Here is an 8,483-nt window from a genome sequence, read left to right as displayed (position 1 = left end):
CCCTACGCTCGCGACGTTGGTGCGCCAGATCGAGCGCGAGCTTTACGCTTAACCCGTTAATTATTTAACATATAAGTTGATTAAGTTATGAAACTTCTGCATAATGGAAACTAGTTATCTATCAAACTTCATGCGGGAGGGGCAACACTCATGTACGATATCGCCATCATCGGCGCCGGTCCGGCGGGCGCAAGCGCCGCGATCTTCACGGCGAAGGCAGGCAAGAGCACCGTCGTCATCGACAGCGACAAGGGCGTCACGCGACGGGCTTGGTTCGAGAACTTCTACGGCATTATGGAAATCGACGGCCCTACGCTCGTGGACATCGGCATCGCCCAGCTGAAGAAGCTCGGCGCGGAATACATCCTCGACGAAGCGACGGACATCGCCGCCGTCGAAGGCGGGTTCTCGATCGCGACGGCCGGCGGCGCGAGCTTCCAAGCGAAGCATGTCGTGCTCGCGACGGGCCTCTCGGTCGAGCTCGGGGAGAAGCTCGGGGCGAAGACGGCGCCGGGCACCGAGCCGCGGATCAAGAGCATCTTCGAGGTCGACGCCGCGGGCCGGACGAACGTTCCGGGCGTCTGGGCGGCAGGTACGGTCGCGGGCGTCAGCATGCACGGCGTCATCACCGCCGGCGACGGCGCGAAGGTCGCCATCAATCTGATCAGCGAGCTGAACGGCGAACGATACGTCGATCACGACGTCATCAAGCCGAAGGCATAAGCAACGACGAAAGATAGTAACATGGAAAAAGGAACCCCGCCGGGCGTAACGCTCGGCTGCGGGTTCCTTTTTTGCGCGGCTATGCGCGGATGAGCTCGCGGCGATTTTCCGCTTGGGGCGGTTCTTCCATCCATCCGTGGCGGATCATGAGCTTGCCGCCGGCTTGGGCGAAATGGTATACCTGCGTCATCAACCCGATCAGCTTCAGCGGCAGGTCGCTCCGAAGACTGAAGGTGGTCCCGAGCGCGTTGCCGCCGAGGCCGAAGCTCGTCAGAATGTTCGTGCAATACATCATCAGCTTGTCGGAGAACGCCGGCGTCGTCGATTCCGTGGCGCGAGCGGACGGCGCAGGCGATGGATTCATGTCGCTCTCCATGAAGATCGACTGGATCATGTCGACCGTCTCTCTCGCCAGCTCGCGGCCGGATTCGAAATACCGCCTCGCGTCGGGCTCCGCGGCCGTTTGCGCGAAGCCCGTCATCAGCTCGAAGCCGAAGGCGTTCGTCTCCATTTGCTGGTACAGATGCGCCGTCTCGACGAGGTTGAGCGGACGCGCCTTCCGCCAGATGCTCTTCCCATTCATATACTCGAGATCCTTCACGAAATCCGGCTCGTCCGGCGATGTCACGATCGGGGGACGGGAGATGAGTCCTTTCGCGAGCAGCAGCCCCGTTGCGTCGCCGTATGCGCGTTGAGAGAGCGCCGATATCTCCTGAATCATGGACCGTATATCCTCGCGGTACGCCATGGTCAGATGCAGCGCGCTAAGGCCGCTCGTAATTTTCGCCAAGAGCCGGACGAAGGAGACGCCGAACAACCCGGTATACAGGGCGGGCGCTTCGACGTTTACGTCCCCGTCCCCGAAGCCGACCGGGACGGCGACTCCTTCGTCCACGAATCGACTGCGGATGCGGTCGACGAAGCCGCTTACTTCGCCGAGAACGCGGGACAGAAGCGCCTTCTCGTCCGCGCTCGTCGCATGGTGCGCGAAGTAGCGCAGCATTTGCCGCGACATCGTTTTCTCTTGGTACGTCATCCACAACAATCCGATTTCCGAGGACGCCAAAGGGGTGTAGGACGCATCCTTCATCGCTGTTCACTCCACTCCTGAGAGGTTTCACGGCTATGGTGTCCCCGGGACGGCGAACTTATGTGGCGGACACGCCGCGGAATCGGAATTCATGCGTATACGTCCGGTCCGACGGCAGCGTGTATTCCGGATGCGCCTTCGCTCCCCAGCTGTCGTCGCCGCCGATGCCCATCTGCCGGTAGTTCGCCCGCACGACCGTCTTGCCGCCGAACGCAGGCAGCTGGTACGGGTGGCTGCAGCTCTCGAGCTCAATGGGCGTGTAAGGCAACGCGCTCCACTCCATCGTCGGCGCGCCCGCGAAGCGCAAGCCGAAACCGGCGTCGTCCGTCACGGTCGCCCAGCGCACCTCCGTCTTGTTCCCGCTCTCCTGCGGCCGCAAATACGGCTGAAGCTGATCGGCGACGGCGCCTTCGTAGACGCCGAGCTTCGCGCCGTTCATCCGATCCCAATACGTCTCCTGCGGCCCGTTGCCGTACCACCGGATCCGGTCCAAGCTGCCGTCGAGCACGAACAGCATGCCGATCTCGGGAATTTCCGAGAGCCCTTCGCCGGGCGACAGCGTCTGCCTCACCGTCACTTCGCCGTCTGGACGCACCGTATACCGCAGCGCCACCGTCGGCTTCGAGGCGGCGGCGGACATGGTCGGCAGCGGAAGCTCGAAGACGGCCTCGACGACGACGGCTTCGGGGGACGACTCGCTGCGAAACGACTTCAGCCGCCGCGCGGCGCCGGCGAGACGCCAAGGCGCGCAGCGGACGTGATGGAGGCTGCCGCGGTCGTTGTCCGTGTACGCTCGCCAGAAATTCGGCGCCGGCGGAACGGTCACGAGATCCCGGCCTTCATAGCGGTAGCGCGACAGGTTGCCGCCGCGCTTCTCGAAGGAGACGGAGAAATTCGCGCCGGAAATTTGCAGCGTGACCGCGTTTTCCGCGACCGCGAGAGGAGCGCCGGCGGCTCGGTCGGCGGCCGCGGCGACCGCTTCGATCGAAGCTTCGACGATCGGCAGCGCGAGCGCGAGCTGTCCGAACGCGACCTCGTGGCCGGCGCTCGCCCATCGCTCGTCGTTTCGCAGAACGAAGCTCGCGGTCAAGACGTACTCTTCGCCGGCATCCGCGCGCTCCGGCAGCGAGAACGGCGGGCGCACGATTGCCTGCGCGTCCGGCGCCAGCGCGACGGACGACGTCTCGCGCGTCTGCGGTTCCCCGTTCCGCAGCAGCGTCCAGACGAGATCGTACGCTTCGAGATTCGTGAAGAGGAACCGGTTCGCGATGCGGAACGCGCCGCGCTGCGCGTCCTCGATCTCGAAGGCGACGTTCTGGTAGCATGCCTTCGCCTCGTGCAGCTTCGGCGAGACGGCGCGATCGCCGAAGACGAGGCCGTTGCCGCAGAAGTTGCCGTCGTTCGGGAAGTCGCCGAAGTCGCCGCCGTACGCGAGGTACGTCGAGCGGCCGTCCGGCGTCGCCTTGCGCAGCGCTTGGTCCATCCAATCCCAGATAAAGCCGCCTTGCAGGATCGGATATTCGTAGAACAGATCGACGTACTTATGCAGGTTGCCGAGCGAGTTGCCCATCGCGTGCGCGTATTCGCACAGGACGAACGGCTTCTTGTTCGGGAGGTCGTTTTCTACGTATTCGTACAGGTCCGGCATCTTCGAGTACATCCGGCTTTCGACGTCGGACGCCGCATCCGAGTCGCGGTACATCGTAACGCCCTCGTAGTGGACGAGGCGCGTCGGGTCCGCCGCCTTCAGCAAGTCCCGCATGGCGAGGAAGTTGTCGCCGCCGAACGATTCGTTGCCGAGCGACCACATGACGATGGACGGATGATTCTTGTCCCGCTGCAGCATCGAATTCGCGCGGTCGAGCACGGCGTCTCGCCATTCGGGCTTGCTGCCGGGCAGCGCGCCGCCCTCGTCTTGCTGGCCGTAAAACCAGGAGCCATGCGTCTCGAGATTCGTCTCGTCGATGACGTACAAGCCGTATTCGTCGCACAGGTCGTACCAGAGCGGGTGGTTCGGATAATGCGACGTGCGCACCGCGTTCATGTTGAACGCCTTCATCAGCTTCACGTCCGCGAGCATATCCTCGTACGTCACCGCGCGGCCCCGGTCGCAATGGAACTCGTGGCGGTTGACGCCTTTGAACACGATGCGGCGTCCGTTGATCTTGAGCAGCCCGCCCTCGATCTCGAACGTGCGGAAGCCGACGCGGCAGCTGACCGCCTCGATCAGCGCGCCGTCCTCGCCGCGAAGCGCGAGTACCAGCGTATACAAGTGCGGATGCTCCGCGCTCCACTGGCGCGGCCGCTCGATCGTCCGCGCATACGACAGCTCGCATTCCCCGTTGTCGCCCTCGAATGCGACGGCGAGCGACGCCTCCGACGCGGGCACGATGCGGCCGTCTTTATCGTACAACGCCGCCTCCAGCTTCGCCGCCGGGTTCGCGCCGCCGCCGAGCGCGCTAGCCGCGCGAACGACGGTCGCCTTCACGGCGAGGTTCCCGTCCTCGTACTTCCCGTCGAGCGTCGCCGCGGCGAAGAAGTCGTACACATGCAGCGCCGGCGTCGCGTAGAGATATACCTCGCGGAAGATGCCGGACAGCCGCCAGAAATCCTGATCCTCGAGCCAGCTCGCGTCGCACCAACGGTATACCTCGACCGCCAGCTTGTTCTCGCCTTCGACGAGATACGGCGTCAGCTCGAATTCCGACGGCGTGAACGTATCCTCGCTGTATCCGACGAAATGCCCGTTCAGCCATACATAGAATGCTGACTCCACGCCTTGGAAGCTAATATGCACCGGCTTGCCGGCCCAAGCGTCCGGCACCTCGAACGTGCGGACGTACGAGCCGACCGGATTGAATTCGGACGGGGCGAACGGCGGATCGAGCGTCTCCTTGCCTTCCCACGGGTATTTGATATTCGTGTATTGCGGGGCGTCGTAGCCCTGGAGCTGCCAATGCGACGGCACGGGAATGTCGTCCCAGGCCGCGGTATCGTAGTCCGCGCGGTAGAAGTCCTTCTCCCGCTCGTCCGGACGCGCCGCGTACCGGAACTTCCACGTTCCGTTGAGCGATCGATAATAAGGCGAAGCGTACCGATCGCCGGCGAGCGCCGCGTCGATCGAATCGTACGGCATCAGCGTCGCGTGCGCCTTCATGCGGTTCACTTCGTAAATCTCCGGGTTGTTGTTCCACTCCGGGTACCCGTTCGCGGGCGGCGTATATCGTTGCATCGGCATCAACACCTCACGGGTCAACGTATTAGGTTGCTAGAACTATTCATAAGCGAGATCGAACGGCTTGATTTCGTAAGGCTCTAGTCGGAAACGATTCGCCTCCCCCGGCGCGACCGCGCCGAGCGCCGTCAACCGCGCCTCGCGGGGCGCGGCGCTCAGGTTGGCGACGAGCACGCGCATGCGGTCGTCGCGGAGCAGCGCCAGCGCCGCCACGTCTGCGGCGTCGCCGGCGACTTTGCCGAGCGCGGCGCCGCGGAACGGCGCGAGCGCGGCGAACAGCTCGCGGTACGCGGCGCTCGGCAGCGCGGGGCCGCCGTCCGCGCCTTGCGCGACGAGCCCGCTCGGGCCGACGGCGTCGCCGTAGACGATCGACGCCGCCCCCGCCGCCGCGAGCCGCGCGATGCTCCCCAGCGTCCAAGCCGCCGCGAAGCGTCCCCGCTCCCGCGGGTCGTGCGCGCGCGCGCCGACGGCGCCGGTCGCCGCCGCGTTCACCCGCTGGGTGAACGTCACCGGCCCGGCGTGGATCGGCGCGCCGCCCGCGAGCTCGCGGGCGTTCGCCACGGCGAGCGCCTGCATCGGCAGCGTCTCCAGGATCGACGCCTCGTCGAACGCGTGCACCTGCGGATTCATCGCGAAGCACACCCCGTCGAGCCGCTCGAACGGCAGCGTCCCGGCATGCGCGGCGCGGCCGAGCTCCGCGTAGTTCGCGCGCGAGCCGCCGAGCAGCGGCACGGCCGCAAGCCCTGCGGCGGCCAGCGCCTCGCGGGCCGCCTGCGCGATCGCCGGCGTCGTGACGGCGCCGGGCCCGAATGCGGCGAACGCGCAGATCGCCGCGCCGGAGCCGGCGAGCCGCGCGCAGCACGCCGCGAGCCGCTCCGCCGCCGCGTCCGACGCGGCGGTCGTCGCGACCGCGAGCGGCAGCGCGAGCGTCGCCGCGGCAAGCGCGGCTCCGTCCGCCGCGGCCTCCCAACCGTCCGCGTCGTCCAGCGAGATCGACGTGTACAAGAAATCGATCGGGAGCGCTTTCAACAGTTGCGCCGCTTCCTCCCCGATCGGCCCGTCTTCGGCCGCGTCGTACAACGCACCGAGCGGCGGCAGCGCGCCGACGGCTTGGCGTTCCGCCCGCAGCAGCGCCGGCGCTTCGCGAGCGCCCCCGTCCGCTTGCGCAGCGCCCGTCCCGCCGACCGGCGTCGTCGCACCGATCGCGCGGATCGTCACCGACTGCTCCACGACGTCGCCGCGTCGCACTTGCGCCGGGAACGGCCGCGACAACGGCGTGCAATACGTCTTGAACGACGCATCGGTCCAGTTGCGTTGATCCTCCATCTCGAATAAGTCGCCTTCGAAGGCGATCTCGACGGCGGCGCCCGGTACGCCGGGCACGCCATGGCGCAGCGAGCGGATCGCGAAGAACGGCTGGTGCGGCGAGATGCGCGCCGGGAACGCCCCCTCGAGCGCGCCGTCCGGCGTCGTTACCGATACGGGTTCGCCGGCGAGCGTATCGGGATGCAGCACGCAGAAGCCGATCCGATTCCGAAGGAAGTCGGAACGCGCCTCCCCCCGCATCCGGAACGTCACGACGCCGTCCGCCGTTCCCGTCACGACGCCGTCCCAGGCATAGTCGATGTCGCCCCGGACCGTCTCGGCCGAAAGACGCGCCTCGAAGAACGCGTCCGCTTCTTGCCGCACGTCATAGACGGTGAACTTCGGGAGCACCGTGCCCCAATTCCGGTCCCGCACCGCGACGTACACCTGTCGGACGACCTCGACGCCCCCGACCTTCAGCCAGCGGAGCGTGCCGTCCTCGAGCACGGCCGTAATCGGCCCCGCGCGAAGCTCTTGCTTCAACATAACGCCCCGCCTCCGTTCATTCGAAAAAGATCGCCCGATGCGTCGCCGCGCTCTCGTACGTGCCGAACGTCATGCGCAGCGTGACGAGATTGTCTTCGCCGCTCGTCTGGAACGCCGCCCCAGTGTTCAAGCAGTCGATGAAATGCGACTGCAGCCGGACGTGGCTCTCCTCGTGATCGAGCGTCGTCGACTCCGCCAGCACGCGCTCCTCGGCGCCGTCTCGGCTCACGATCGTAATACGGCCGTTCGTGTACAGCTTGATCGTGCCGAGCTCGCCGTCGATCGACATCTGTTCCAGATGCACGGCTTGCACGCTGTCCCCGAGCGGCCGATCAAGCTTCTGGCGAGTCGCCCAGCTCATGTCGAGGAAGCCGTAGAAGTCGTCGTACCCGAGCGCGACGATGCCGGCGTCTTCGCCGACGATATAAGGGGAGACGGTCGTCGTCTCCGCGTACAGCCGCTTCGGCGTGCCGAACAGAAAACGCCACGTGTCGAACCAATGCACGCCCATCTCGTAGAACAGCAGCTTCGGCATCTCCCGGAAGAACGGCTGCGGCAGCGCGACGCCCGGCGCCATGCGCGGCGTATAATAGTCCGTGTGGACGTACCGCGCCGTCTTCACCTTGCCGATCGCGCCCTCGTCCAAGGCGCGCTTGATGAGCTGGAACGGCATGAGCCAGCGCCAGTTTTCCGTCACCATCAGCCGCACGCCCGCCGCGTTCGCCGCGGCGACCATCCGCTCCGCGTCCTCGAGCGACGGCGCGAACGGCTTCTGGCACATGATGTGCTTGCCGGCCGCGGCCGCCTTCGTCACGAACTCGAGATGCGTCTCCGGGCCCGTCACGATATCGACGACGTCGATGTCGGCGTCCTGCAGCATCTCCTCGATCGTACCATACAAACGGTCGTCCGGCACGCCGAATTCCGCGGCTTTCTCCTCGAGCTTCGCGCGGCTGCGATTGCACAGCGCGGCGATCTCGACGCCCTCGATCCGGCTCCACGCCTTCAGATGCTTCTCCGACCAGAAGCCGGTGCCGACGAGACCGACCTTCCACCTTTTCGCCATGGGTTCCCGCTCCTCCTTATAGTTCTTCGAGCTTCGCCGGCAGCTTCTCCGGGTGCAGCATGACGTCGATCTGATCGTACACCTTCTCAGGGTTGTACAGGTCCCGCCAGTTGTCCTTCAGCATCGCCTTCTTGCCGTATTCGATCGCGACGAGGCAGGCGTCCGAGAACGGATTCGTCTTCTCGAACACGATCGCGAGCTGCACGTTGATATGACCGAGCATGAAGTCCTTCGCCGCCTCGTACGGCACGCCGCGCTTCACCGCTTCGTCCATCGCCTCGCCGAGTACCGTCACCATCATCGACGAGATCGTCTCCGCCATCGTCGGCTCGAGCATCGCCATCTGTTCCACCGTAATGCGGTGCGTGCGCAAAATCGGGGCGTACATCGCCTGCGCCACCGCCTCGGCGACCGCATAGTGCTCCTCCGGCCCTTGCATGAGCGCGCACACGATCGCCTGCTTCGCCGCCACGCCGCCGAAGAAGTCGCGCTTCGCCTCCGGCGTCGTCTCGTCGTTG

Annotated in this window: 6 protein-coding genes; 1 reads left to right on the top strand and 5 read right to left on the bottom strand. The window is 65.7% G+C overall.

Going from position 1 to position 8,483, the window contains the following annotated elements; all coding sequences use genetic code 11:
• Positions 1 to 150: 150 nt before the first annotated feature.
• Positions 151 to 723 (top strand): FAD-dependent oxidoreductase, encoded by a 573-nt coding sequence (locus VEZ38_RS03410; RefSeq protein ID WP_324891945.1) that lies wholly within the window; start codon positions 151 to 153, stop codon positions 721 to 723.
• A gap of 79 nt (positions 724 to 802) precedes the next feature.
• Here the strand turns inward: VEZ38_RS03410 and VEZ38_RS03405 are convergent, their stop codons facing one another.
• The 5 genes from VEZ38_RS03405 to VEZ38_RS03385 all read right to left on the bottom strand — a co-directional run.
• Positions 803 to 1,813, bottom strand: coding sequence for a DUF3231 family protein (locus VEZ38_RS03405; protein ID WP_324891944.1), 1,011 nt, complete (start codon positions 1,811 to 1,813; stop codon positions 803 to 805).
• A 58-nt stretch (positions 1,814 to 1,871) separates the two neighbouring features.
• Positions 1,872 to 5,045, bottom strand: coding sequence for a glycoside hydrolase family 2 TIM barrel-domain containing protein (locus VEZ38_RS03400; RefSeq protein ID WP_324891943.1), 3,174 nt, complete (start codon positions 5,043 to 5,045; stop codon positions 1,872 to 1,874).
• Between the two features lie 42 nt (positions 5,046 to 5,087).
• Positions 5,088 to 6,899, bottom strand: coding sequence for a hypothetical protein (locus VEZ38_RS03395; protein WP_324891942.1), 1,812 nt, complete (start codon positions 6,897 to 6,899; stop codon positions 5,088 to 5,090).
• A 16-nt stretch (positions 6,900 to 6,915) separates the two neighbouring features.
• The gene (locus tag VEZ38_RS03390) at positions 6,916 to 7,965 is read right to left on the bottom strand and encodes a Gfo/Idh/MocA family oxidoreductase (RefSeq protein ID WP_324891941.1); all 1,050 of its coding nucleotides are present in this window, start codon (positions 7,963 to 7,965) and stop codon (positions 6,916 to 6,918) included.
• 16 nt (positions 7,966 to 7,981) lie between these two features.
• Positions 7,982 to 8,483, bottom strand: a 502-nt coding sequence (locus VEZ38_RS03385; protein WP_324891940.1) for a phosphogluconate dehydrogenase C-terminal domain-containing protein, incomplete at its 5' end; no start/stop codon positions are given.

The organism is Paenibacillus sp., assembly GCF_035645235.1.
In the GTDB taxonomy this organism is placed as follows: domain Bacteria; phylum Bacillota; class Bacilli; order Paenibacillales; family YIM-B00363; genus Paenibacillus_AE.
Note: the sequence above shows the minus strand (reverse complement) of the source record. Positions and strands in the feature narration are given on the sequence as shown.